The sequence below is a fragment of the Pedobacter sp. AK013 genome, from assembly GCF_014205835.1.
In the GTDB taxonomy this organism is placed as follows: Bacteria; Bacteroidota; Bacteroidia; order Sphingobacteriales; family Sphingobacteriaceae; genus Pedobacter.
Genome location: NZ_JACHCQ010000003.1, coordinates 84,193 through 109,920, shown reverse-complemented (window position 1 = coordinate 109,920; position 25,728 = coordinate 84,193). Strand labels below are relative to the sequence as shown.

The 25,728-nt window shown below is 38.3% G+C and carries 17 protein-coding genes; 16 read left to right on the top strand and 1 reads right to left on the bottom strand.

Annotated elements, in window-relative coordinates:
* Positions 1-20 precede the first annotated feature (20 nt).
* Both HDC90_RS03045 and HDC90_RS03040 read left to right on the top strand, forming a co-directional pair.
* Positions 21-227, top strand: a complete 207-nt coding sequence (locus HDC90_RS03045; RefSeq protein ID WP_184463782.1) for a CsbD family protein — start codon at positions 21-23, stop codon at positions 225-227.
* 28 nt (positions 228-255) lie between these two features.
* Positions 256-1,305, top strand: coding sequence for a glycoside hydrolase family 130 protein (locus HDC90_RS03040; protein WP_184463780.1), 1,050 nt, complete (start codon positions 256-258; stop codon positions 1,303-1,305).
* Positions 1,306-1,526: 221 nt separating this feature from the next.
* Here the strand turns inward: HDC90_RS03040 and HDC90_RS03035 are convergent, their stop codons facing one another.
* Positions 1,527-4,460, bottom strand: coding sequence for a pitrilysin family protein (locus HDC90_RS03035; protein ID WP_184463778.1), 2,934 nt, complete (start codon positions 4,458-4,460; stop codon positions 1,527-1,529).
* Between the two features lie 222 nt (positions 4,461-4,682).
* On the opposite strand from HDC90_RS03035, the gene surE reads away from it, so the two are divergent.
* The 14 genes from surE to HDC90_RS02965 all read left to right on the top strand — a co-directional run bounded on the left by surE (position 4,683) and on the right by HDC90_RS02965 (position 25,236).
* Positions 4,683-5,522, top strand: coding sequence for a 5'/3'-nucleotidase SurE (gene surE / locus HDC90_RS03030; protein ID WP_184463776.1), 840 nt, complete (start codon positions 4,683-4,685; stop codon positions 5,520-5,522).
* A gap of 9 nt (positions 5,523-5,531) precedes the next feature.
* Positions 5,532-5,804, top strand: a complete 273-nt coding sequence (locus HDC90_RS03025; RefSeq protein ID WP_184463774.1) for a stationary phase survival protein SurE — start codon at positions 5,532-5,534, stop codon at positions 5,802-5,804.
* 147 nt (positions 5,805-5,951) lie between these two features.
* On the top strand, positions 5,952-7,055 hold the full coding sequence (gene lpxB, locus HDC90_RS03020; RefSeq protein ID WP_184463771.1) for a lipid-A-disaccharide synthase: 1,104 nt from the start codon (positions 5,952-5,954) through the stop codon (positions 7,053-7,055).
* Positions 7,056-7,223: 168 nt separating this feature from the next.
* Positions 7,224-8,228, top strand: coding sequence for a LacI family DNA-binding transcriptional regulator (locus HDC90_RS03015; RefSeq protein ID WP_184463769.1), 1,005 nt, complete (start codon positions 7,224-7,226; stop codon positions 8,226-8,228).
* Positions 8,229-8,570: 342 nt separating this feature from the next.
* Positions 8,571-11,606, top strand: coding sequence for a SusC/RagA family TonB-linked outer membrane protein (locus HDC90_RS03010; RefSeq protein ID WP_184463767.1), 3,036 nt, complete (start codon positions 8,571-8,573; stop codon positions 11,604-11,606).
* 10 nt (positions 11,607-11,616) lie between these two features.
* Positions 11,617-13,275, top strand: a complete 1,659-nt coding sequence (locus HDC90_RS03005) for a RagB/SusD family nutrient uptake outer membrane protein (RefSeq protein WP_184463765.1) — start codon at positions 11,617-11,619, stop codon at positions 13,273-13,275.
* 424 nt (positions 13,276-13,699) lie between these two features.
* Entirely contained in the window at positions 13,700-13,879 is a 180-nt protein-coding gene (locus tag HDC90_RS03000; RefSeq protein WP_184463763.1) for a DUF4964 domain-containing protein, read from the top strand.
* 54 nt (positions 13,880-13,933) lie between these two features.
* Positions 13,934-16,201 carry a GH92 family glycosyl hydrolase gene (locus tag HDC90_RS02995; protein ID WP_184463761.1) on the top strand — a complete coding sequence of 756 codons (2,268 nt, stop codon included), beginning with the start codon at positions 13,934-13,936 and terminating at the stop codon, positions 16,199-16,201.
* 59 nt (positions 16,202-16,260) lie between these two features.
* Positions 16,261-17,136 (top strand): ROK family protein, encoded by an 876-nt coding sequence (locus HDC90_RS02990; protein WP_184463759.1) that lies wholly within the window; start codon positions 16,261-16,263, stop codon positions 17,134-17,136.
* A 475-nt stretch (positions 17,137-17,611) separates the two neighbouring features.
* On the top strand, positions 17,612-18,595 hold the full coding sequence (locus HDC90_RS02985) for a basic secretory protein-like protein (protein ID WP_184463757.1): 984 nt from the start codon (positions 17,612-17,614) through the stop codon (positions 18,593-18,595).
* Between the two features lie 177 nt (positions 18,596-18,772).
* On the top strand, positions 18,773-19,444 hold the full coding sequence (locus tag HDC90_RS02980) for a basic secretory protein-like protein (protein ID WP_184463755.1): 672 nt from the start codon (positions 18,773-18,775) through the stop codon (positions 19,442-19,444).
* Between the two features lie 37 nt (positions 19,445-19,481).
* Complete coding sequence (locus HDC90_RS02975; RefSeq protein WP_184463753.1) at positions 19,482-21,770, top strand: GH92 family glycosyl hydrolase; 2,289 nt, start codon at positions 19,482-19,484, stop codon at positions 21,768-21,770.
* A gap of 89 nt (positions 21,771-21,859) precedes the next feature.
* Positions 21,860-23,263: a DUF1080 domain-containing protein gene (locus tag HDC90_RS02970; protein ID WP_184463751.1), complete on the top strand. Its 1,404-nt coding sequence runs from the start codon at positions 21,860-21,862 to the stop codon at positions 23,261-23,263.
* Positions 23,264-23,274: 11 nt separating this feature from the next.
* Positions 23,275-25,236 carry a hypothetical protein gene (locus HDC90_RS02965; RefSeq protein WP_184463749.1) on the top strand — a complete coding sequence of 654 codons (1,962 nt, stop codon included), beginning with the start codon at positions 23,275-23,277 and terminating at the stop codon, positions 25,234-25,236.
* The last annotated feature ends 492 nt before the right edge of the window (positions 25,237-25,728 follow it).

The window sequence follows — 25,728 nt, the reverse complement described above, 5'->3', positions numbered from 1 at the left end:
TTGACGACAAAAACACGCGCATGGGTAAGTTAGAATTAAAAGGAAAGTGGAATGAAATAAAAGGAAAGGTTAAGCAAACTTATGCTGATTTAAAACATGAAGAAGGTCAAAACGAGGAATTGTTGGGGAAACTGCAACAAAAAACAGGAAAAGGAAGTGATGAACTTGTGAAATGGATCAACTCATTTAATATTAATTCAATAGCAAACAGGCGATCAAAATTTTGATCGCCTGTTTGTTATAAAAGCATTTTTTATGGTCTATCTAGCCAGAAGATTTCCCGAAAATCCAATTTTATATCCAAAAGCTCTAAACCCAAGCAGGGTAGGCCTGGAAGTTGTTTGCCTTTTAAACCCAGGTGTTTTTACATTCGAAGGAAAAACATGGCTACTGATCCGTGTAGCCGAAAGGCCCGAACAGACACCGGGTATAATCTCTTTTCCTATTTTAAAGGAACACGGAATAGAAATTCTGGCGATCGAAGAAAACGACCCGTATTTAAATGTAACAGACCCAAGAGTGATTAATTACAGGGGAGCCGATTACTTAACTACGCTGTCGCATTTAAGATTAGTTTGCAGCGATGACGGCATTTATTTTTACGAACCCGAAGGTTATCCATTGCTACAGGGAGAAGGCCAGGATGAAACGTTTGGAATTGAAGATTGCCGAGTATCCTTGGTCGGCGAAACCTATTATTTAACCTATACTGCTGTTTCCGAGCATGGCGTTGGTGTGGGGATGCGGACTACAAAAGACTGGAAAAATTTTCAGCGTTATGGTATGATTATCCCTCCTCATAATAAAGATTGCGCCTTATTTGAAGAATGTGTTAACGGTAAGTTTTACGCTTTGCACCGCCCCAGCAGTGTGGCTTTGGGCGGTAATTATATCTGGTTGGCCGAATCTCCAGATGGGATTTATTGGGGAAAGCACAGGTGTATTGTTAAAACCAGAGCAAACCTGTGGGATAGTGCCCGTGTGGGCGCAGGTGCAGCGCCAATCAAAACCGCAGAAGGGTGGCTCGAAATATATCACGGTGCAAATGAAAAACATCAGTATTGTTTGGGCGCGTTTCTAATGGATTTAAATGATCCATCGAAAGTATTGGCCAGAACAGAAAACCCGATTATGATACCGACAGAAGATTACGAACTGCATGGCTTTTTTGGTAAGGTTGTATTCACAAATGGTCACATTGTTAACGGTGATGAACTAACCATTTACTATGGTGCGGCTGATGAATTTGTTTGTGGGGCTAAATTTTCGATAAAGGAAATTTTGAAGGCGCTGAAATATCTCTAGTTATTTATTGGATTAACGAAGGAAGCTGCTTTCGTGTTTTTTATCACCAAGACACGAAGGCACAATTTGTTTTTCTGAAAAATGCAACGAATGACAAATGAACAAATAACCAATGAAATAATAAACCAAACAAAAAAGCGATCCCCCTTTCGGAGAGCCGCTTTTTTATTTAGGCCTTGGGTTTTTACCTTCTACCCTTAACCTTATTACCTTCTACCTTTCTAGTATCCGAAAATCTGCTCCAAGTTCAATTTGGTAACCGGGCCAAATTTTGCTAAATCGGCCATGTTGATTTTCTTTTCTGAAGCAACAATACAATAGTTGTAAGGCTTACCCGAAAGATTGGTTTGATGGAATGATTTTACATCATTAAAAGTTAATGGTTTCAGATTTGCGTATTCATCAATTCTTGAGTCGTGATCGAAACCTAATTTTTTATCTGCCAAATAGGTGTAGATAATACCATCCTTGGTAATGCGGCTAGTTTCCAGACCGTTTAATGAATTTGTTTTCGATAGTGCAAATGATTTATCTGATTCGGGTAAAGTGGTTAATAACTCATTCATACCCGCAACTGCTTCATTCATTTTGTCGGCCTGTGTACCTACATAAGCGATAACAGTATTCTCTTTCTCTTTAGTGTTTGGAGAAGAGTACACTGCAAAAGTAGAATAAGCTAAGGCTTTAGATTCGCGGATGGTTTGGAATACTACTGAACCCATACCACCACCGAAATAGTTGTTAAATAAGGCAATTTTTGCCGCATTGGCCGGATCGTATAGTCCTGCATTACGTACCCAGCGAATTTCTGCCTGTACCATATCGTAATCGGCAAAGTAAACTTTGTTCGAATCGGTTTTAGTGTACACAAATTTCTTAATCGGTGCAGCATCTGTAAATTCTTTTGCTAATGGGTGTGCTTTTACAATATCAGCAGAAAATGCCGTTAAAGTTTTTGGGCCATAATAAGTAATGGTGTGTTTGTAGTTGGTAAGGTTGTGTAAGATGTAGATCAAATCTGCCGATTTCATGTTTTTGATCTCATCATTGGTTAATCCATAATTGAAAGGATTATCAGCGCCATACTGCGCATAACTCATTAAACCACCGAGAATAGACGATTTATTTAATTTTGCATTATCTCTCGATTTTAACAAGCGACCCTTTAAATCTTCTAAAGCTTTTTCATTTGGTTTGCAATGTGCCAGTACATCTTCTACCAAGGCAACAGCCTTATCAAAGTTTTCTTGTAAACCGCTGATGGAAACGGTAGTTACATCGGTACCTACATTGATGCTGTAGCTACAGGCAATGTTGTAAAATGCTTTACTAATATCCTCTGCAGAATATTTATCAGTACTTAAGAAAGCCAGATACTGAGCAGCATAAGGCAATAGCTTGTAGTTGTAAGAGCCTATATCAAAACGGTAACTCATGCGGAAAATTCCGTTTTCGGTGTTTTGAACTGCAATTACATCCGCAATGCCTGCTTTACCGAAATTAAGATCTTTAGTGTAATCTAAAAACTTAGGGGCTATCGGTTTTACAGGGGCAGCAATAATGTCTTTTGTAAATGGAGAAACCTCATTAACATTTGTTTTTACCGCTGTAATGGCTGGTTTTTCTACTTTAATAATGCTCTTATCTTCGCCTTTATGTTTTAAGATGGAAACATAATTGTTGATGAAAAATTTATTGGCAAAATCTACAATTTCTTTTTTGGTTACTTTAGCCATTGCATCAGTTGATGCCAGGGTTTTATCCCACTCCGTACCACGGTTTTGGATAAAGGCATTCATTGCGAAATCTGCACGAACATCGTTGTTATCGAAACTTTGAAGCTCGCCTAATTTAATATTGGCTACAGTTGCTTTAATCAAACTTTCATCGAACTCGCCTTTTTTAAGCAGATCTACCTGCTCTAACAATAATTTTTGGGCTTCTTCTAAACTTTGTCCGGCTTTAGGCGAGCCAGATAAAATGAAAATTCCGTAATCTTTCATGGAGTTATAACCGGCACTTGCACGCAACATTTTTTGTTGTTTGTTAATGTTAATATCCATTAAACCTGCTTTGCCGTTTGCCAGTATACTGCCGATTAAATCCAGTAATAAACTTTGGTGGGTATTTTGAGCAAAACCTCTGTAAGCAACATATAAGTTTTCGGCACTTGGACCGTAAATATCAACCGTTTGAACCTGCGTTAATGGTTTTTCTGGAGCAGGATTATAAAGCGACAAAGGTTTTGGAACCATGTAGGCAAAATCTTTATCGATTTTTTTGATTAAATCATCATAATTAATATCACCGCTCATAATTAAGGCCATATTGTTAGGCACATAATATTTATCGTAATATTTTCTGATTTCGATTAACGATGGGTTTTTTAAATGCTCAATAGTACCAATGGTGGTTTGTTGTCCGTAGTTATGTGTTGGGAACAAAGCATATAGCATTTTCTCATACATTTTACGGCCATCGTTATCCATACCGATGTTTTTCTCTTCGTAAACAGCTTCTAACTCCGTATGGAAGATGCGGAAAACAGGGGCACGGAAACGTTCTGCCTGCACAGCCAAAAATTTATCGATGGCATTTGATGGAAGGTCTTCTTCGTAAACGGTTTCTTCTACCGAAGTGTGTGCGTTGGTAGAATTACTTCCGATCGATTTCATCATTTTATCATATTCATTTGCGATAGAATAATTTGAAGCTTCGCCCGATGTTTTATCAATTTCCTTATAAATCTCTTTACGTTTAGCCGGATCGGTAGTTTTGTTGTAAGTTTCGTAAAGTGCTTCGATCTTATTTAAAAGTGGTTTTTCTTTGGCATAATTTAGCGTTCCGAATTTATCCGTTCCTTTAAACAAAAGGTGTTCTAAGTAATGCGCCAAACCCGTATTGGTACGAGGATCGGTATTACTACCCGCCCTTACTGCCATTTTGTAGGTAATATTGGGCTCCTTATTATTTTGAGATAAAATTACAGTTAAACCGTTTTTTAAAGTGTAAAAACGTGTTTTGGTTGGATCGTTGGTTACATATTTGTAGGTGAAGCCACCAGAAGTTCCTGTTTTCCATTGGTAGGTGGTTTGCGCCTTTGCGAAAGAACCCGTAATTAGAAAACAAGCCAAAGTAAATAGTTTGAATTTCATTGAATTGGTTTTGGTTTATGATCATGAATGTGTACCTGTTAGTTTAAGCATGATCTCAAATACAGCATTCATTTTTAATAAGTTATTTATTCAAATATAGATGCTTTCTTGCAGGGAACGAAATAATTTTGATCCCAAAACTAAAAATCTAGGAATAAATGATTTTTGCATATAAACCTTGCTTTATTGTGCCTTGAATTTATAATCTGTATTTTTACCGACATGACAAAGCAGGGCACAAAACCAAATATTTTAGTTGTAAATGATGATGGAATTACAGCTACAGGCATAAAGAATTTAATGGAGGTAATGCAGGAGCTTGGCAATGTGGTGGTGGTTGCACCAGATAGTCCGCAGAGTGGAATGGGGCATGCTATTACCATAGGTAAACCGATCCGTTTTGATAAGGTTGATCTTTATGCGGGCGTAGAAATGTATAAATGCAGTGGAACCCCGGTTGATTGTGTTAAAATTGCTGTAAATAAAATCTTTAAAGGTAAAAAACCTGATCTGTGTGTATCTGGAATTAACCACGGGTTAAATAATTCGATTAATGTACTGTATTCGGGTACCATGTCTGCTGCGGTAGAAGGTGCGATAGAAAAAATCCCGTCTATTGGTTTCTCCCTCGATGATTTTGCTGCCGATGCCGATTTCAACCATACCAAAAAATACATTAAAAATATCTGTGAGCAGGTTTTAGCGAATGGTTTACCGGAAGGCACACTTTTAAATGTGAATTTTCCGAAAGGCGACAACCTAAAAGGTGTTAAAATTTGCCGTCAGGCCAATGCCAAGTGGATGGAAGAATTTGATGAGCGGACAGATCCTTACAAACGTCCATACTATTGGCTAACAGGTGTTTTCGAAAATTTTGATAAGGGAGAAGATACCGATGTTTGGGCTTTGGAACATCATTATGTTTCTATCGTTCCGGTTCAGTTTGATTTAACGGCGCATCATGCTATACAGGCCTTAAACAGTTGGGATTTCATAGGCAACAAAGATTCGAAATCTGTGGGCACCAAAGTTTCGGCACCAGATGGCATTAATTTAGGTTAAGCACTTGCAATGATTGATCGGTTAAAAAGATTAAATAATTCGGTATGGATAGGTTTAGGCATTGGTTTGCTTGTGCCGGCAATACTATGTTCAATTGCCTGGTATATCATTAACCATGTGGCTTACCTTGCAAAAGCAGATTTGTTATATATTGGAGGCATTGCTATAAATGCTTATACTATGCAGTACTTTTTTAAATACAATAAAGAAAATATTGGTAGGGGTATATTAGCCGCAACGTTTTTGTGTGCTTTTGCATTTTTTGCTTATAAAGTTTTTTGAAAAAATGCAAAAAGCAAATAGGAAGGTTCATCATCCTGAATTTATTTCAGGATCCAAGTACTATAGCTTTAAGATTCCCGCCTGCGCGGGAATGACGATTACTTTTATGTTACATCTAATGACAGATTTTGCTATAAAATTATAGACATGAAATATTACCTCGTAGCCGGAGAAGCCTCTGGCGATTTACATGGTGCCAACTTAATGAAAGCCTTAAAAGCTGAGGATGGCGAAGCTGTGTTCAGGTATTTCGGGGGAGATAAAATGAAAACTGAAGGGGGGGAGCTGGTTAAACACTATGCCGATATGGCATTTATGGGCTTTACCGAAGTGATTTTAAATTTAAGAACCATTTTCAGAAACCTCAAAGTTTGTAAGGACGATATTTTAAATTGGAAGCCTGATGTATTAATTTTGATCGATTTTCCGGGCTTTAATTTAAAAATTGCAGCATTTGCAAAGGCTAATGGCATAAAAGTATGTTACTATATTTCACCTAAAGTTTGGGCCTGGAACCAGAAGCGGGTACTGAAAATCAAAAAGGTTGTCGATCATATGTTCTGTATTCTACCTTTCGAGGTTGATTTTTACAAAGAATGGGGTATGAAGGTAGATTATGTAGGCAATCCGCTACTGGACGAAATTGCACAGTTTACCCCAGATGTAAACTTCCGCGAAAACAATCAACTGGGAGGTGAAAAAATTATTGCCCTTTTGCCCGGTAGCCGCAAGCAGGAGATAGCGCGTTTATTACCGGTGATGTTAAGCATTACAGAAAGTTATCCCCATTGTATATTCGCCATTGCTGCCGCACCAAGCTTTACGGAAGCTTATTATCACCAGTTTATGGGAGATAAAAAAGTTAAACTTCTTTTTAATAATACCTATAATTTATTGCACTATGCCCATGCCGCAATTGTAGCTTCTGGAACAGCTACACTAGAAACGGCTTTATTTAAGGTTCCGCAGGTGGTGGTTTACAAAGGAGGAACCATTTCTATTGCCATTGCCAGGATGCTGGTGAAAATAAAGTTCATCTCATTGGTTAACCTTATCGTAAACAAAAAGATTGTAACCGAACTGATCCAGGAAGATTGCAATACCCAAAAAGTAAACGAAGCGCTTAAAATCATCATGGAAGGAGCCGGCAGGAACATGATGTTAAAGGATTACGATGAGCTGCTTTTGCTTATGGGAAAACCCGGTGCTTCGGCAAAAACGGCTAAGTTAATTTCTACCTATGTAAAATAAACAATCTAAAGAGATTTATATTTATCATTACACTTCGCTCCTTTAATAAACGTTTCTAAAACGATTAATATAAAAAATGTTAAATTGCGTTTTTATAACAGGCAAAAATTTAAAAGCTACAATTTTTATTTAGCTTTGAATTGATTAATTTAAAGAAATCCCAACCAAATGAAATCGCTTTCTATCAAAGATATAGCCGTAAAAGCAAACGTATCCATTACCACAGTTTCATTCATTATTAACGGTAAAGCAAAAGAGAAATCGATAAGCGAAGCAGTAATAGAGAAAGTAAAAAAAATTATAGAAGAAAGCGGTTATAAACCTAATCAGATTGCTAGAAGTTTAAGAACTGGTAACTCCAATATCATCGGCTTAATTATCGAGGATATTTCCAATTCATTCTTCTCGAGGATTGCACGGTTAATCGAAGATAAAGCCTATAAAAGAGGATATAAAATTATTTATTCCAGTACAGAAAATAATATCGACAAAGCGAAGGAGCTGATCAATATGTTCAAATCACGAAAAGTTGATGCCTATATCATCTCTCCGATAAAAGGAATAGAAGAAGATATCCAGATGCTCCTTGATGATGGCAATCCGGTAATTCTTTTCGATAGAAATTTGCCAGACATTAATACAAGCTATGTTGGTGCCGATCATTTTAATGCCTCATATCAATCAATACAGAATTTTATCGATCAGGGCAAAAAGAACATCGCTTTGGTTACCACTGATATAAATGTGGAACAAATTATTGAGCGATACGATGGTTATAAAAAAGCATTGGAAGATAACGGAATCAAATATGATGACAACCTGGTTTTAAAGATCCACTTTAACCAGGATGAAAGCGACACCATTGCGCAGATTAAAGAACTCTTCGAAAATAAAAAAATCGATGCAGTATTATTCGTAACCAATTATTTGGCTATTAGTGGTTTAAAAGCATTGAAACAGATCGATAAAAAAGTAGGGGATGATTTTGCAGTAATTGCATATGATGATCATGAAGCATTCGAATTGCATACCCCGCGCATTTCTGCTATTCAGCAACCTTTAGAGGAGATAGCCGAAACCATTATTAAACTTATTTTAAGCCGCCTTTCTTCAAAAGGTAAACTACCTGCTGAAGAGGTAATTATCCCCACCCGCCTAGTTCTTAGAGACTAATAAAAAAACCTCTCTCCAAGATGCTGTAATATTTTTTTTACATACTAAAACGTTTTATTACGATTTATAATAGTTATAATTGACAGACTAAAACGTTTTAGCATACCTGATCCAAATATTATGAGAATTACAGCACCCCTTACTGAATTTTAATGAGTTCTATTAAACAGCAGAAATAAAACCAGTTGTTGGAGTCAGTTTCTGTCTTTATCAAATCAAATCTTTAAACCAATTATATACCTGAAAATGTTCGGCAACCTATCCAGTCCGGTCATTTCCAACGCAGATAAAATATTACCAGGGAAAAAATAACTAATCATTTATAATTTAACAAAACCGTTAATGAAAATTAATTTACTTAAAATTACGGGGCTGTCGGCTGCAATTGTATTGCTGAATAGTCCTGCGTTTTCAATGAACGCAAAGTTGGGAGTTACGGGGAGGCGCTTTAACGAGAGCAAGCTATTGCAACATGCTCGGGTACAAAAGATAGTTTCGGGGACAGTTCTTGACGAAAATAACCAGCCCATACCAGGCGTTGGTATTAAGAATGTAACTTCTGGTAAAGGTGTTGTAACCGATGTAACCGGAAAATTTAGTATAGAAGCAAATGTAGGTGATGTGATCAGGATCAGCTATATCGGCTATATAACGCAGAATATCACAATTGCTAATCAAACCACATTAAATGTCAAATTAGCTGTATCGGCTGATACCAAGCTAGATGATGTTGTGGTGGTAGGTTACGGTACATTAAGAGAAAAAGAGATTACCTCGGCCATCGCTAAAGTAGATTCTACTAAATTCAGACAAAGCGGATCGAGAAACCCATTGGATTTACTGGTAGGAAAGGTAGCAGGGTTACAAATCTCTAGAAATAGCTCTAATCCTAACAGCGGAGTAGGTATTCAATTAAGGGGAGTTACCTCTGTATCTGGTACCGCAAGCCCTTTAATTATTATTGATGGTATTCCGGGAGGTAATCTTGATCTTTTACAGCAAGACGATATTGAATCGTTTAGTGTTTTAAAAGACGGATCGGGTGCCGCAATATACGGAACAAGAGCAAATGCAGGGGTAATCATCGTAACAACGAAAAAAGGCAAAAAAGGACCTGCTCGTTTTGATTACAATGCCTATGTTAGAACTGAAACCCTTGTAAAAAGGCCCGACTTTATGAATGCTACCGAATGGAGAGCACGCATTGCAAGCGGTGAGTACAAGGTGGTTGATAAGGGAGGGGATTTTGATTACTTCCAGGATCTTATCAATAAAAATAATATCTCCAACAACCACAACTTGGCCGTATCTGGAGGCAGCGATAACTCTAATTATAGAGTTAGTGCAAACTACAGAGAGCTGCAGGGATTTGCAAAGGAAAACGGACGAAAAGAATATGGCATTCGTGCAAGCTTAACTCAAAAGGGATTTCAGGATAAACTTCAGGCACAGTTTAATGTATCTACCAATTTCAACAATGCCAACCTACTTGGTGGTGGCGGTTGGGAAAATGTATTAACTAAGAATCCAACTGAATCTTATTTTAACTCTGATGGTTCTTACCTTTTCACCAGAACAATCACCAACGAGCTTGCCCGTTTAGAACAAGAACGCTATGGCGTACAGCAGCAAACTACCTCAGTAGATGGTAAATTGGATTTCGAAGTGCTGAAAGATCTGAAATTGAGTGCATTCTTTGCAGCTCAAAGAAATAATAGAATTTGGAGTGAATATCGTGATAAGGCAAGCCAAAATTCAGTAGAGAACGGTGATGCCCCTAATGGTGGATATGCTGCAAAAACTACCGAATTAAACCAAAATATCAACTTCGAACCTACTATTGAATACACAAAGACTTTTGGGAAACACAAACTCTCTGGAATTGGTGGTTACAGTTTCCGTCGGGAAACCAATGAAGGTTTTAATGCCAATAACCGGGGCTATGTGAATGATTTGTTTGAAGATAACAACCTGGGAAGTGTGCCAGTAAAGGTTACTACAATTGGGATAGGAAGCTTTAAAAACGAGAACACATTGATTGCTGTTTTTGCGAGATTAAACTATTCCCTGAGTGATAAATACTTTGCTCAAGCTATCTTCAGAAGAGAAGGTTCTTCTAAGTTTGGCGCAAACAACAAATGGGCTAACTTCCCTGCTATTTCCGGAGGCTGGAATATTACGCAGGAAGAATTCATGAAGAATGTAAGCTGGGTGAACAATTTGAAGCTAAGAGTAGGATATGGCGAAACAGGTAATTCGGGTATGGGAAATGATGCAGCTCTGGTAACCTTAAGCGGTGGAGGGATTTATCTTTTCCCAACAGGTGAGTATCTGCAAACTTATGGCCCAAATAAAAACCCTAACCCTGATTTGAGGTGGGAAACCAAACAAGAAACCAATATTGGTATAGACTTTACGATCCTAAATAACAAATTAACCGGTTCAATAGATGTATATAAACGAAAAACGAAAGACCTCATCGATACGTATACTTCTCCACAACCTCCTTTTGTAACTTCATCAATTACAACAAACGTTGGATCAATTTCAGCTAAAGGTATTGAGATTTCGTTAAGCTATGCGGCTATCAAAAATAAAAATTTCAGTTGGAGCGTAGATTTTGCAGGTAGTACAACAGAAAATATCCTGGACACTTATTCAAACAGCGAATATCGCAGGGATATGAGAACTTTTGGCTCGATTGGTGGTTTCGGAGCACTAGGAGACGCATTTAGAACTTACGAAGGTAGAAAAGTAGGTGAATTTTGGGGCAAACGTTTTGCCAATTTCTCACCAGATGGAAAATGGAGGTTTTACAACAGAAATAATGAGGTTGTAAGTAATGCTGAAATTAACACCTCTGTATTCAGAGACCAAACAGACTTTGCCGTGCTTGGGAATGCTGTCCCTAAGTATTATTTGTCATTAACAAACAACTTTACCTATAAAGGATTTGATTTGAGGGTATTCCTCAGAAGTAAGCTTGATTTTGATGTGCTCAATACGATGGCTATTTCTTATGGTAATAAAAACGGTGCCTCTACAAACTTACTAAATAGTGCTTTCACCAAATATGCTGAACTGAAAGATACTTATATGTACACTGATTATTATTTGGAGAGTGGTAGCTTTCTTAAACTTGATGAGGTTACGCTTGGCTATACCTTTAAACTTAAAACTAAATATGTGAGAACACTAAGATTGAACCTGACCGGACAAAATCTAGTGACCATTACTGGTTACACAGGGAATGACCCAGACTATATTCAAGATACAGGTTTAGGTCAAGAAATCAACGGCAGAAGCTTAGGTATCGACACCAGAAGCCCTTACCCTGCAACAAGACAATTCTTATTTGGCGTTAATTTCGGATTTTAATTTTTAAGCAATGAAAAGATATAAAAAAATAATACTAGCAGTGCTTGTGGCAGCGCCAACACTGCTATTCAATAGCTGTTCAAAACTTGATCAACCAATTTACGATCAGTTGATTGCAGATAATTTCTATAACAATAAAAATGAGGTTCTATCAGCCGTTTTAAGGCCATACACACACGCAAATGCCTGGGTTACGCCATCAGGTCAGGATGGATGGTGGAGACCTGCTGAACTCTCAGGAGATCAATTGGCCTGGCCAACTAAAGGTCGTCATGGAGAAGATGGTGGTAAATGGAAAAGATTACACTATCATAGCTGGTTAAGCGATGATGGACCATTAAATAATGCCTGGGTGTTAATGTATTGGGGCATGGGTTTATGTAACGATCCTATCGGAAACCTTGAAAGAAGGAGTATTGTAGATATGGGGATTACACAGGCAGAAAAGGATGCCTACATTGCAGAGTTAAAATTGTTAAGAGCTTTCCATTATTTAAAACTAATGGATCTTTTTGGCAATATTCCAATTGTTACACAGGTTGGTATTCCTGCAAAGCCCGCAACACAGCCCAGAGCAGCTGTTTTTTCTTTTATAGAAAAAGAGATTAAAGAAAACATCGAAAAAGCACCAAAGTTATCAAAAAACATGATTGGCAGGATGAGTCAGGCCGGTGCGTATGCAATGTTGGTAGAGCTTTATCTAAATGCTGAAATTTGGACAGGTACAGCAAGGTGGGACGATTGTATTGCTGCCGCAAATAAACTGATTGCAGGTGATGGGGGTGGACAGAACGGTACTATGCAGTTAGATCCAAACATTACTGATCCATTCAAGTCTACTAACGATTTATCCAAAGAAGTGATTTTTTCAATCGCTTATGAGTTTACAAAAGCTTCTTTTCAACCCTCTTGGACAGGTGAATTCTTTCACTTCCAGCAAGATCAAATTTATGGTGGTGCCAGAAATGGTAACGATGGTGTTGTTGTAGTACCCGGAAATTTTACAAAATACGAGGATGAAGATTTAAGAAAGAGAACCTGGCTCTTGGAAGGTCCGATGGTGAGATTTGACAATGGTCAACCGGCCCTTGCCAGAGGAGGAAATGAATATGATGGACAACAGATTGTTTTTGTAGATAACATCCGCAAAAATAAAACCGGATCTACTGTATCCAATATGAGCGAAGGCGAAGAAAATAGTGGTGTTCGTTTCAATAAATACAAATTAGGTAACCAGGTTGCAGGTATTGTAAATGGTGTAGCTGTACCTATTGATCCTAATTATAACAATACTGATTGGAATATTTACCGGTTAACCTGGGTGTATTTTGCGAAAGCAGAAGCCATTATGCGTAAGAATGGAGGGGTAGCAACGGCAGAGGCAGTACAACTGATCAACGATTGTAAAAAAAGAGCTTTTACTGATGCAAATTGGGCAACAAGAGCATACACCCCTGCAACATTAACACTTAACGAATTGCTAAATGAAAGAGGCAGGGAGTTTATTTTTGAAGGTTTCAGAAGAAATGACCTGATCAGATTTGGTAAATTTACGACCGAAAGCTGGTGGGATCATACACCTTCAGCAACGTTTAGGAACTTGTTCCCAATTCCACAAGTTCAACGCACACTTAATGAAAATTTAGCACAAAACCCTGGTTATAATTAATATAGCTAAGTTAAAACATAAAAAGCCGTATCATAAGAGATTGTGGTGCGGCTTTTTTACGAAATACACAATTATAATTTTGATAGACTAACTTGCGAAGCTTCTAATAATATACCTTAATTTAAAGCTAAAAAGAGGTGTTATACTTCTATTTTCAATTTATATAGTACTGGTGATGATTGTTTTTCCATTCATTTTTAAATCAATACTTTGTAACCTATATGTTACAGTTAGGTAAGTCTAAACATGAAGATATTTTTACTAATATTGACACTAGTAAAACGTTTTACTTTGTTGGGGCTTTTACCACCTGAAAATCCAATTTAAACCAGTATGTCTTTCTCAGCTTATTTTAAGCCTGGCATGAGATATTTAGTAGGTAATTTGGTAAAACGATTTACGAAACAAAACCAAATATTAATTTATGAGAAAAATTTCTTTAGTAGCACTTTGTCTTTTTTTTAATTTAATTACAAAAGCAAAAGATAAAGCACATGCTTATCCATTAATTACAGATGATACCTGTTTGAATATTTGGTCTTTCGATGATGGACTTAACCAATCGTTTATTAAAGATCAGACTGGGAAAGAGCAGTCTTTATAAAGATTGATGATAAATATGATTGGTTTTAGGTAAAGAAAGCAAACACACAAACAAATGAAACTTAAATTAATTGCATCCATTTTATGTTGCCTTGTTGCCAAAGGGTTATTGGCACAGCAGAAAGATTTGGTCCACTATGTGAATACGCTGCAGGGCACCAACTCTAAACACGAACTTACCCGAGGGAATACCTATCCGACAACGGCACTGCCATTTGGCATGCATACCTGGACTCCACAAACAGGTAAAAATGGTGATGGTTGGAAATATCAATATTTTAAAGATAAAATCAGAGGCTTTCAGCAAGCACACCAATGCAGTTCGTGGACAAGAGATTATGCCGTATTTTCTTTAATGCCCATGGTTGATGAACTGATTGTAAATGAAGATAAGCGTGAAACCAAGTTCAGCCATCAGAATGAGATCGCTAAACCAAACTATTACAAAGTAACATTTGAAAACGAAATTACCACTGAGATTTCACCATCAGAACGTGGTGCACACCTCAGGTTCAGCTATCCAAAAGGCAAAAGAAGCTTTTTAGTTTTAGACGGGTACAATAGGTTAAGTGGTGTTCAGATCTATCCTAAAGAAAGTAAAATAACGGGTTGGGTAAACAATGGCGAAGGCTTTAAAAGAGGTTGGAAAAGTTATTTCGTCATTCAATTCGATCAACCGGTTAAATCTTATGGTACGTGGGAAAACAACCGGAATACCATTACAAAAGATTCTATTTCTGCCGAAGGATTAGGTAAAGGTGCGTTTGTACAGTTCGAATCAGGTACAAAAGTTCAGGTGAAGACCGCTTCATCTTATATCAGTTTACAACAGGCCGAACTCAATTTAAAAAGAGAACTGGGCAATGATAAAACGCTGGAAGATACGAAAGCAAATGCTGCTGCGGTGTGGAATAAATCACTGGGCAAGATAGAAGTAGAAGGCGGATCTAAGGCAGATATGGAGACTTTTTACTCCTGCTTTTTTAGGGCAAGTTTGTTCTCCAGAAAGTTTTATGAAATAAATGAAGCAGGAAAACCATATTACTTTAGTCCGTATGATGGTAAAGTACACGATGGATACATGTTCACTGATACGGGTTTTTGGGATACTTTCCGTGCGCAATTTCCACTAAATACACTGGTGCAACCAGAAATGCATGGCCATTATATGCAGGCCATGCTCGATGCTTACGAGCAATGCGGTTGGTTACCCTCGTGGTCTTTTCCCAGCGAAGCCGGAAGTATGATCGGTAACCATGCTATTTCTTTGTTAACCGATGCCTGGGCCAAAGGAATAAGAACATTTGATCCAAAAAAGGCGCTAGATGCCTATTATCACGAAGCGATGAATAAGGGGCCGTGGGGGCCGGCAAATGGTAGGGACGGCGTAACCGAGTATAACCAACTGGGGTATGTTCCTTATCCAAAATATAGAGAAGCTACTGCAAAAACATTAGAATATGCCTACGATGATTATTGTGCCTACGCTTTAGCCAAAATGATTGGCGATAAACATTATATGGAGATTTTTGAGAAACCGATGTTCAATTATAAAAATGTTTACGATCCATCTACACGTTTTATGAGGGGAAGGAATGCGGAGGGCAAATGGTCGCCAAATTTTGATCCAACCGAATGGGGAGGCCCATTTACAGAAGGAAATGCCTGGCATTGGCAATGGTCGGTTTTTCATGATACCAAAGGTTTAATTAATTTGATGGGGAGCAACAGCAATTTCACGGCAAAACTAGATTCTGTTTTTAGCGAACCCAATAAAGTAAATGTAGGTTCGTACGGTGGGATGATTCATGAAATGACCGAAATGGTAATGGCCAACATGGGCCAATATGCACATGGCAATCAACCTATACAACACATGGTTTATTTATACAATTATGCCAACCAACCCTGGAAAGCACAATTTTACGCCCGCGAAGTGATGCGTAAGCTGTACAATGCAACAGAAAATGGTTATCCGGGAGATGAAGATCAAGGGCAAACTTCTTCGTGGTATGTGTTAAGCGCTTTAGGGTTTTATAGTGTAACCCCTGGTACCGGTGAGTACGTTTTAGGAAGCCCGATGTTTAAAAAAACGACTATTAACTTAGAAAATGGTAAAAAATTCGTTATCGAAGCGCCAGCAAATGATGTTCATCATGTTTATATAAAATCAGCAAGCTTAAACGGTAAAAATTATACCAAAAACTTTATAAATCATAGCGATTTATTAAAAGGAGGGGTGCTAAAATTAGAGATGAATGTTAAACCTTCGTTAAATAGAGGGTTATTAGCAGAAGATAAGCCATTTTCAATCAGTAAATAGATATTGAATTGCTACTTTTGGCGAATTAATAAAGAATAGATAACAGAAATATATATAGAATGGAAAAGCCTGTTGCATTAGGTGTAGATATTGGCGGCTCGCATATTACGGCCGCATTGGTGGATTTGGAAACAAGAACTTTGGTGAAGAATTCTATCAAACGTAGCCCTGTGAATTCACAGGAGAATAGAGAAGTGATTTTGTCGGCTTGGTGCGATATTATCAATAGCGCTTTTCAGAATGTAAAAAACGGCATTAGAAATGTAGGTATAGCCATGCCCGGGCCATTTAATTATGAAGAAGGAATTTCATTGATTAAAGATCAGGATAAGTTTAAGTCGCTTTATCAGGTTAATGTGAAAGAAGAGCTGGCTAAACGATTGGATATTCCCGTCGAAAATATCCACTTTATAAACGACGCAGCTGGCTTTTTACAAGGCGAAGTTTTTGCCGGGGCCGCAAAAGGAAATGTGAGCGTATTGGGCTTAACGTTAGGAACGGGGCTCGGATCTTCACTTTGCTTAAACGATAAAGCTTACGATGCAGACTTGTGGAACTCTGCTTTTTTAGATGGAATTGCTGAAGATTACTTATCTACGCGCTGGTTCGTAAAACGTTTTAATCAACTAAGTGGAAAAGTAGTTGCCGGGGTTAAAGAGCTTGTGGAAATTGTAGAAACCGATCATCATGCTACCATGGTTTTTATGGAATTTGGCTATAATCTGGCGCAGTTCCTGATTCCTATTATCAAGGAACACAGGATAGATACTGTAATAGTTGGTGGTAATATTGCGCAATCTTTTAGCGCATTTGCTCCAGAGTTAATCGCAACACTTAAAGGCAATGGAATAGATACTGAAATCAAAATTTCAGAACTAAAAGAACATGCAGCGTTAATTGGTGCTGCAAGCTGTTGCGATTTGAGCCTTACATAAGATTAGTTTTTATCTTTTTTTCCCGATCATCGTCATTTAGCAGATTATATTCAACAAAAATCAACTAAATGACAGATGGTCTTTTTGCAGATTATTGACTGCGGAGAACCATTATTGTGAGCAGGATTTTTCGGCTTTTGTGGCAATCTTACAACGATCACGACTAGCGTGCGAAGATTGCTTCTTGCCTCCGAAAGACGCTCTTCCGGTTACAAAATTTTTTGTAATATTTTTATTTCTAATGGCCACTGTGGCACTACACTGTGCGTTTAATGAAAATTTCTATCGCAAAAACATGAATTTAATTTTCGCTTATGTAGTAATATGCTTATTATTGTTTACTTAAACGTTTTAGTTAAGTTTTAAAGCTATGTTTTAGTCCAGTAAGACAGTGTTTGCTATTATAACTGATGCTTTATGGGAAGTGATTTTTGTTAACTCCAATTGTCATTTTATCATACACCAAACAAACCAAATGAAAAAGAAATTTTTAATCATTGCATTAGTCTCGTTTTTAGGTATTGCTGCTTTTGCTCAAAACCGGGGACAGAGAGAATATAAAATTACCATCAATGATGCAGATAGTATAGCCAACACAACATTGGATGGCAGGCTCAGGGCAGCATTTTTTGAGGTTTATCCGTTTTTTGCACAGGCCGATGGCTACCGTACCAAAAGAAATGTAGTACTGGATTTTGTAACTGATGAGACTTCTACAATTAAGGCCAAAGCCGGAGAAATTAAAGTAAACAGCCAATGGGTTAAAAATAAATCTCAAAAGAAAATACAAAAAGAACTGTTTATGGCGCTTTCGAAAAACTGGGTTTCTTACAGCAAAGAAAAGCACAAAGGTTATGAATTAACCTTCATCAGCAAAGACCCGGATTTAGATCCAACGGTAAGAAAGAAGTTAATGGCTACTTATTTCGAAATCTATCCAACCTTAGTTAAAACATTTAACAATCAATCTACACACGAGGTGTTATTTGTGGTAGATACAGCCTATAAAGCGGTTGCAGAAGCAAGTGGAAATAGAATTTTGTTTAGTGCAGGTTATATGAAGGCACACCCAACTGATATAGATGTGGTAACACATGAAACTATGCATATTGTGCAGGGTTATGGTTATAGCGCAGGCCCAGTTTGGCTAACCGAAGGCATAGCCGATTATGTGCGCTATAAATATGGTGTAGATAATGTGGGTTCGAAATGGAGTTTGCCCGCGTATAATGAGAAACAGAGTTATAAAAATAGCTACCGCATTACAGCACGTTTTTTTGCCTGGTTAGAACAAAATGTAAAACCGGGCTTAATTGCTACTTTAGATCAACAGCTAAGGGCACATCAGTACAACGAACAATCATGGGCAGCTTTAACAGTTAAAACTGTCGATCAGCTTTGGGAAGATTACGGTAAAGAACCTCAAAAAGTAAGTCTTACCTATAGTAGTAAAAAATAGTTATAGAGAAGTTAAGTTTTATAGGCTTATGGCTAGGGAAACTAGGCTTTCCTAATACTTGTTTATAAAAATATTCATCTATAAAGTAAAATTTTTGATCATTTAGTAAAACGTTTTACATATTATATTTATTTTGCAGAACCAAATATCCTAACCAAAGCCATAAATCACTGATTAATGAAAAAAATATTCACCATTTCGATTTGTGCAATGCTGATCTCAGCTTTTTCTGCACAGCTAAAAGCACAGGAAATTATTAAAAAGAGTGGTTACACTTTATCTTTCGAAAGCAATTTCGCAGAACTTGATCCACAATTGAAAAAACGGTTAATCAAAACTTTTTTTGAAGTTTATCCAAAACTGGCCAAAGCGTATAATCCATCAACTATAAAAGAAGTAAAGTTTTTTGTAGATACTGCTTATAAAGGTGTGGCAGCAACTGCCGATGGTAAAGTAACTTTCAGTTCGATCTGGATGACGAAACATCCTGAAGATATTGATGTAGTAACCCATGAGGTGATGCATATTGTGCAAGACTATGGCCGAAGCGTTGGTCCGGGTTGGTTAACAGAGGGTATTGCCGATTATGCCCGTTATAAATTTGGTGTAGATAATGCCAACGCCAAATGGTCGCTTCCCGCCTTAAAACCAGAACATAGTTATAAAAATAGCTACCGCATTACTGCAGGATTTTTTGCCTGGATGGAGAAAAGCGTAAAACCTGGTATAATTAAAACCGTTGATGCTTCTTTAAGAGACCACACTTATACCAAAGATATCTGGGTAAAATTAACCGGTAAAGATTTAGATGAGCTTTGGGCAGATTACGTTAAAAATTCGGAAGTTTAAAAATAAGTACAAGCATATAAAAACACAAACACAACAAATGAAAAGATTATTTATCGCCTTACTGAGTGTCGCGGCGTCAACCAGCTTCGCACAAACAATAGGCAAAATTACAGATCCGGTAGATTGGATAAACCCTTTAATGGGCACGGCATCCAAGCCATCATTATCTAACGGAAACACCTACCCAGCAATTGGTTTGCCTTGGGGAATGAACATGTGGACTCCACAAACAGGTAAAAACGGTGATGGGTGGGCTTATGTTTACGATGCCGACAAAATCCGTGGTTTTAAACAAACACACCAACCTTCGCCATGGATGAATGATTACGGCGCTTTTTCCATTATGCCTGTTACGGGTAAATTAAGATTCACAGATGATGACCGGGCAAGCTGGTTCAGCCATAAAGCAGAGGTTTCTAAACCATATTATTACAGTATTTATTTAGCAGATGCAGATGTAACGACTGAAATTACCCCTACAGAAAGAGCCGCGCAATTTAGGTTTACTTTTCCTAAAACTGATAGTGCTTATGTGGTAGTAGATGCACAGAATAAAGGCTCGTACATTAAAATTATACCTGCAGAAAGGAAAATTATCGGTTATACTACTAAATATGCCCGTGGTCCTCTGCCTAAAAATTTCAAAAATTACTTTGTAATTTATTTCAATAAAGATTTCAAGTTGGCCAAAACCTGGGATGACAAAAAATTAAATGATAAAGATTTAGAACTGACTGTTGATCATGCTGGTGCCGTTATTGGTTTCGCTACCCAAAAAGGTGAGCAGGTAATTGCAAAAGTGGCTTCTTCATTTATCAGCTTCGAACAGGCCGATTTAAACCTAAAAAGAGAATTGGCTAACGATGGTTTCGATGCAACCAAAGCAAAAGGTAGAGCAACCTGGAACAAAACTTTAAGTAAAATTTCGGTTGAAGGTGGTACGATTGATCAAACCCGTACATTTTATTCTGCCATGTACCGCACTTTGTTCTTCCCGAATAAACTATATGAAATTGATGCACAAAACCAGATCGTACACTGGAGCCCTTATAACGGGCAGGTTTTACCAGGTTATATGTTTGCAGGTACCGGTTTCTGGGATACGTTTAGGGCTTTATACCCTTTCTTAAACCTGGTTTATCCTTCTATCAACAAAGAAATGCAGCAAGGTTTAATCAACGATTACAAAGAAGGCGGTTGGTTGCCAGAGTGGAGCAGCCCGGGTTATGCCAATATTATGGTGGGTAACAATTCTGCTTCGGTAGTTTCTGATGCTTACATTAAAGGTATGCGTGGCTACGACATTGAAACACTTTGGCAGGCTTTAAAGCATGGCGCAAACAACGAAGGCCCAATGGAGGCAGTTGGTCGTGATGGTGTTAAATATTATAACGAATTGGGTTATGTGCCTTTTGATGTGAAAAAGAACGAAAATGCCGCTAAAACATTAGAGTATGCTTATGATGATTTCACCATTTACCAGTTGGGTAGAGCTTTAGGTAAACCAGCATCAGAGATTGATATCTATAAGAAAAGAGCCATGAACTACAAGAATCTTTTCGATCTAGCTTCTGGTTTAATGCGTGGCAAAAATCAGGATGGAACTTTCCAAAGCCCGTTCAGCCCATTTAAATGGGGCGGTGCATTTACCGAAGGTAACAGCTGGCATTATACCTGGTCGGTTTTCCAGGATGTTGATGGTTTAGCCAAATTAATGGGTGGCCACGGTAAATTTGTAAGCAAATTGGATTCGGTTTTTTCTATGCCTCCGGTATTTGATGAAAGTGCTTATGGTGGTGTAATTCACGAAATCCGCGAAATGCAGATTGCCAACATGGGCCAGTACGCACATGGTAACCAACCGATTCAGCACATGATCTACCTATACAACTATGGTGGTGCACCTTATAAAACACAATATTGGGTGCGCGAAACCATGAACAGGATGTATAAAGCTACCCCTGATGGATATTGTGGTGATGAAGATAACGGGCAAACTTCTGCCTGGTACGTTTTCTCAGCAATGGGCTTTTACCCGGTAACACCAGCAGTTGATCAGTATGTTTTAGGTGCTCCTTTGTTTAAAAAGGTAACCATTACTTTAGAAAATGGTAAAACTGTGGTGATTAACGCAGCTGCCAATAGCGATAATAACCGTTATGTTCAGTCATTGCTGATGAATGGTAAACCATATTCTAAAAACTGGATCAGCCACAGTGGTATACAAAAAGGTGCGGTGTTAAATTTTAATATGACAGCAACGCCGAATAAAACCAGGGGTTCGAATCCAGCTGATTTCCCTTATTCATTATCAACAGAAAAATAGAGAAAATAACTATCCATCGGGTAAGCAATTTATCCGATGGATTTTAAACCAAATTTTTAGCTTTAGGCTAAAACTAACAAACCAAGTATATGAACATTTCAAAGACGGGTTTTACAGCCATTTTCTGGCTTTGCGGAACCCTGTTGGCATTTGGCCAGCGTATTGATCTCAAAGATCTATCAGCCTTTAAAAACCCTTCAAATTCATGGTCACTCGCTCAAAATGTGGTGGCCGACCTTAACGCCGAAAATGTTTTAAAAACAACCAAAGGTGAGGGGATATTGGTTAACCAATCTACAGCAAAAAAAACTGGGTCCGATTTATACACGATAAATGAATATGGCGACGTAGCTGTAGAATTGGATTATTTAACTGCAAAAGGAACAAATTCAGGCATTTATCTTCAGGGTAATTATGAAATCCAGATTGACGATGCATGGGGACTTAAAAATGCTAGTTCGTCAAACAACGGTGGTATTTACCAGCGCTGGGACGATAGCAAACCCGAAGCAGAAAAAGGGTTTGGTGGCGTTGCACCCCGCCAGAACACAAGCAAGGCACCAGGTTTATGGCAGCACATTAAAATTATATTCCAGGCACCAAAATTTGATGCATCAGGAAAGAAAACCCAAAATGCTAAAATCATCAGTGCAGAACTAAACGGTGTACTGATCCATGAAAATGTTGAATTATTTGGTGCAACCAGAGGGGCTGCAGGTGCTGAAAGAGCAAAAGGACCTTTACGCTTGCAGGGCGATCACGGTTCGGTAGCGTTCAGAAATATCCAGATTAGCGAATTATCAGAAATTCCAAAGCCAAACCAAAACGGCGGGGCAGATCCAATATACATTGAAGCAGCAAGCAACAACATGATCAGAAGTTTTGTTGATGTTGCACCAAGAGTACGTTCGGTACACGCTATTTCGGTGGGTGGACCGGAAAAAGTTGCCTATAGCTACGATTTGGATAATGGTACATTATTACAGGGATGGCATGGTGATTTTATCGATGCAACACCAATGTGGGATGGACGTGGTAACGGAACCTCGCGCCCTTTGGGCAGTGTTACGCGTTTCACCAAAAAACCTATTTTGGCGATATCAAAGTTAGCAAATGATCAGGCTAAGTGGATTGCAGACACGGCTGGTACTGGTTTCAGAACCAAGGGTTATGTAATAGATAAACAAGACCGCCCAGAGTTTAAGTATATCATTAATGGAACAAATGTTACCGATGCAGTTAAAGTGATAGAAAACGGGCAAGGTTTAACCAGGGAAATTACTGTTGATAAACCATCAAAAGATTTGCATTTCCTTTTGGCTATTGCTTCGAATATTGAAGAAGCTGGCAAAGGTTTGTACTTAATTGATGATAAAGCGTATTACATACAGCTTGGTGAGGGTACTGCAAAACCAATTATTAGAAATGTTGATGGCAAATGGGAAATGATCGCAGCCATTGGAAGTAAGTTGAATTATACCATTTTGTTTTAATTGTGAAAGTAATGAGAAATACATTTAAAAAATTAGCAATACTGGCATTAAGTTTTAGCTTTACTACAGTTTTTGCACAAGAAACACCGAAAGAAGAAGATTTTTTCAAGGTAAATAAAGTACGTGTACCCGAAGGCCCCATATTAGAAGTGGGTGGTCTGGTTACCTTACCAAATGGCGATTTAGGCATTTCTACCCGTAGAGGAGAAGTGTACATTGTAGAAAATCCTACAAGCGCCAAGCCTTACTGGCGCAGATTTGCTTATGGTTTGCACGAAATTTTGGGTATAGCCTATAAAAATGGTGCAATTTACGTAGCACAGCGTGGCGAGTTAACCAAATTGATCGATAAAGATCAGGATGGCAAAGCCGATGTGTACGAAACCATTTATGCATGGCCTTTAAGCGGTCATTATCACGAATATAGTTTTGGTCCGAAGTTAATGCCCGATGGTACTTTTATGGTTACCGCAAATGTGGCCTTTGGCGACGAAGAATGGTGGCGCGCAGAAAGTCGTGTGCCGATGCGCGGTTGGGCCATGAATATTACAGAAGATGGTAAAATGAGCCCTTATGCTGCGGGTTTCCGTTCGCCAGCGGGTATTGGTAGTATCGATGGTCAGTTTTATTATACTGAAAACCAAGGCGACTGGGTAGGCTCCGGTGGTTTATGGAAAGTAAATAAAGGTGATTTTATGGGGCATCCGGCCAGTTTAAGGTGGACTAACCTGCCTAACTCTCCTGTTAAACTGCAATCAGATTTCTTTTACTCGCAAATAGACGAGCGCAGAACCAAAAACGAGCAGGGAAGATACATTAAACCAGAAAATAGGGTAAACGAAACTTTTAAAACCTTATTTGAAATGAAGAAAGTATTCCCTGAACTACGTTTGCCATCAGTTTGGTTGCCTTATGGTATCTTAGGTATTTCTTCTGCAGAACCTGTTAAAATTCCTGCCAATACATTTGGGCCATTTGCGGGTCAGATTCTGGTTGGCGATCAGGGAATGAGTATCATTTCCAGGATTTTTATGGAGACCGTGAAGGGCGAGGAACAAGGCGCTGCCTTCCTTTTCCGTAAGGGGTTCCGTTCGGGGGTACTCAGATTAGAGTGGGGAACCGATGGTTCATTATTTGTTGGAGAAACCAACCGTGGTTGGGGATCGGCAGGCGATGCGAATGAAGGCTTAGAAAGATTGGTATATAACAATAAAATCCCTTTCGAAATGAAAGCTGTTAGGGCAATGCCTGATGGTTTTGAAGTAGAGTTTACCATGCCTGTTGATCGTAGATCAGCTGAAGATTTAGCTTCATATGATGCAGAAAGTTTTATTTACAAATACCACCCGGTATATGGGTCACCTCCTGTAAACACGGAGAAACTAAAAATCTCTGGTGTTAAAGTTTCGGCAGATGGATTAAAAGCCAGGATTATTGTACAAAACCTCCGTCAATATTATATCCATACCTTAACATTAGATGGTTTAAGATCGCAAGATGGCTTTTATTCTTTAGTTCACCCAGTAGCTTATTATACTTTAAATCAGATTCCTGATGGAAATAAACTTTCTGCCAGCGAAGTGAGTACCAAAAACTCAGCAGCACCTGTAAATGCTCCTGTTAAGAAAACAGCTACTCCAAAGGCAACAACCGGAAAAGCACCTGAAGCAAAAGGACCATTAACTCCGGCCAAACCTGCTACTACCGCTAAAGTACCTACGTTTAAAGAAGTTGAGGGTTTGTTGACTAAAAATACTTGCCTGGCCTGCCATAATCAAACCAAAAGACAAATTGGCCCGCCATTCGCAGAAATTGCGAAACGTAAGTATTCACCTGAGAAGATATTTCAATTGATCCACAACCCACAACCACAAAACTGGCCGGGCTATTCAACAGAAATGCCGCCAATGCCTCAAGTAACCAAAGCAGAAGCTTTAAAAATTGCAGGATGGATAAATTCTTTAAATAAATAAGTAAGTTTAGTTGTTAGGAAACGGTTGGTAGAAATGCCAGCCGTTTTTTTATGGCAGAAATTTGAATAGAAATTTTCGTCATTTCGACTGAAGTGTAGCGAAATGGAGAAATCTATGCTGGAAGTCGTCACCCTGAATTTATTTCAGGGTCTGTTAAATAAAAAGATCCTTCGACTCCGCTCTCCGTAGGAGTCCTTTGGACAGGATGACATCGCGCATTAGGGTGAGAGAAAAAAGAAATGGGGATTCCACTAGTGCAGAATCCCCATCATCTAAATTAACGCTCTCACATATATAAACGCTGTAAAAACGATTTATTGTATTAGCTATGAAATTTTTTTTCGTCTTGATTTGTGAATGCCCCTTCGGTCATTGCCCCCTGGTCGTAATTTCGACTGAAGCGTAGCGAAATGGAGAAATCTACACGCTGGAACTCGTCACCCTGAATTTATTTCAGGGTCTGTTAAATAAAAAGATCCTTCGACTGCGCTC

Coding starts and splice junctions, on each gene's coding strand:
- HDC90_RS03045 (WP_184463782.1), top strand. CDS start 21: ATGGGTAAGTTAGAATTAAAAGGAAAGTGGAATGAAATAAAAGGAAAG.
- HDC90_RS03040 (WP_184463780.1), top strand. CDS start 256: ATGGTCTATCTAGCCAGAAGATTTCCCGAAAATCCAATTTTATATCCA.
- HDC90_RS03035 (WP_184463778.1), bottom strand. CDS start 4,460: ATGAAATTCAAACTATTTACTTTGGCTTGTTTTCTAATTACGGGTTCT.
- surE (WP_184463776.1), top strand. CDS start 4,683: ATGACAAAGCAGGGCACAAAACCAAATATTTTAGTTGTAAATGATGAT.
- HDC90_RS03025 (WP_184463774.1), top strand. CDS start 5,532: ATGATTGATCGGTTAAAAAGATTAAATAATTCGGTATGGATAGGTTTA.
- lpxB (WP_184463771.1), top strand. CDS start 5,952: ATGAAATATTACCTCGTAGCCGGAGAAGCCTCTGGCGATTTACATGGT.
- HDC90_RS03015 (WP_184463769.1), top strand. CDS start 7,224: ATGAAATCGCTTTCTATCAAAGATATAGCCGTAAAAGCAAACGTATCC.
- HDC90_RS03010 (WP_184463767.1), top strand. CDS start 8,571: ATGAAAATTAATTTACTTAAAATTACGGGGCTGTCGGCTGCAATTGTA.
- HDC90_RS03005 (WP_184463765.1), top strand. CDS start 11,617: ATGAAAAGATATAAAAAAATAATACTAGCAGTGCTTGTGGCAGCGCCA.
- HDC90_RS03000 (WP_184463763.1), top strand. CDS start 13,700: ATGAGAAAAATTTCTTTAGTAGCACTTTGTCTTTTTTTTAATTTAATT.
- HDC90_RS02995 (WP_184463761.1), top strand. CDS start 13,934: ATGAAACTTAAATTAATTGCATCCATTTTATGTTGCCTTGTTGCCAAA.
- HDC90_RS02990 (WP_184463759.1), top strand. CDS start 16,261: ATGGAAAAGCCTGTTGCATTAGGTGTAGATATTGGCGGCTCGCATATT.
- HDC90_RS02985 (WP_184463757.1), top strand. CDS start 17,612: ATGAAAAAGAAATTTTTAATCATTGCATTAGTCTCGTTTTTAGGTATT.
- HDC90_RS02980 (WP_184463755.1), top strand. CDS start 18,773: ATGAAAAAAATATTCACCATTTCGATTTGTGCAATGCTGATCTCAGCT.
- HDC90_RS02975 (WP_184463753.1), top strand. CDS start 19,482: ATGAAAAGATTATTTATCGCCTTACTGAGTGTCGCGGCGTCAACCAGC.
- HDC90_RS02970 (WP_184463751.1), top strand. CDS start 21,860: ATGAACATTTCAAAGACGGGTTTTACAGCCATTTTCTGGCTTTGCGGA.
- HDC90_RS02965 (WP_184463749.1), top strand. CDS start 23,275: ATGAGAAATACATTTAAAAAATTAGCAATACTGGCATTAAGTTTTAGC.